At 56.8% G+C, this 1,201-nt stretch carries 1 protein-coding gene; it reads right to left on the bottom strand.

Going from position 1 to position 1,201, the window contains the following annotated elements; genetic code table 11:
• Nucleotides 1-1,137, bottom strand: a protein-coding gene (locus FIV39_RS32885; protein WP_146371716.1) for an IS3 family transposase whose coding sequence is annotated in 2 segments (ribosomal slippage) — nt 1-885 and nt 885-1,137 — 1,138 coding nt annotated over the 2 segments. Because the reading frame shifts where the segments join, the coding sequence is not laid out codon by codon here. This gene is flagged as partial in the annotation.
• Between the last annotated feature and the right edge of the window lie 64 nt (nt 1,138-1,201).

The following is a 1,201-nucleotide window of genomic DNA, read 5'->3' as shown; positions in this document are numbered from 1 at the left end:
GTTTTTTCTCGGCCTGAGCCGGTGGCAGCCCACCATTAAATTGGTGCGGTCGAATCCAGTTGTACCGGTGCATCAAAAAATGGCTGATATCCCGCTGAGCTTGTTGGGCCGTCGTGTAGCCCATGGTCGGTATCCACTCGGTTTTCAGGCTCCTGAACACCCGCTCCATCGGCGCGTTATCCCAACAATTTCCTCGCCGGCTCATGCTCTGACGCATGCGATATCGCCAAAGGCGCTGACGAAAACTCCGGCTTCCATATTGCGAGCCCTGGTCGGAGTGGAACAGCAGACCTTGAGGCTTCCCTCGCTGCTCGTAAGCCATGTCCAAGGCCTTGATGACCAAGTCCGCATCCGGCTTTCCCGACAACGCCCAGCCCACAACACGGCGGGCAAAAAGATCTAGGACAACCGCCAGATACTGCCATTTCCCTTGAGCCCAGATGTAAGTGATATCGCCACACCAGACGTGGTCAGGAGTGGGCACATCAAACTCCCGGTTCAAAATATTAGGAATGTCGGGCCGCTCGACCGTCGCCTTTTTGTAAGCATGCGATCCCGGTTGTTTGCTGACCAACTTCAGCTCGCGCATCAGGCTGCGCACTTTGAATCGCCCGATCTGCTCGCCGTCGTCCTGCATCATGGCCATGATGCTACGGCTACCGGGAGCACTGCGGCCTTGGGTGAACAACTCGTTCACCCGACTGCGCAATCGAAGGCGTTCTACTTCCGGTGTGCGGCGCCTGAGACGCCGAGCGTAGTAGCACGAGCGGGTCACTTCAAACACCTTGCACAGCCAATCAACCGGCTCGTGGATGCTCAACTGGTCAATCAGCGCGAACGCTCGAGATCTTCCGACATCAAGAGCGCGGTAGCCTTTTTTAAGATCGATTTTTCCCGCTCAAGGCGAGCAATTCGGGCTTCCAGCTCTTGGATTTTCTGCTGCTCCGGGGTCAGCGCTTTGCTCTGCGGGGTGACGCCCGTGCGTTCTTGTTGCACCTGGTCGACCCATCGGCGCAAAGCCGACTCCCCGACACTAAGCGAGCGGCTGGCCTCAATGAAGCTGTAATCCTGCTTGAGAACGAGGTCGGCAGCCTCGCGTTTGAATTCAGGGGAAAAGGTACGGCGTTGTTTGGTCATCTGACACCTCGTTCTGGCGAGCATTCTCGCCTAAATGGGTGTCCGGTTTCATTAGACCACTACA

This window comes from Pseudomonas grimontii (assembly GCF_007858185.1).
GTDB classification, from domain to species: Bacteria; Pseudomonadota; Gammaproteobacteria; order Pseudomonadales; family Pseudomonadaceae; genus Aquipseudomonas; species Aquipseudomonas grimontii.
Note: the sequence above shows the minus strand (reverse complement) of the source record. Positions and strands in the feature narration are given on the sequence as shown.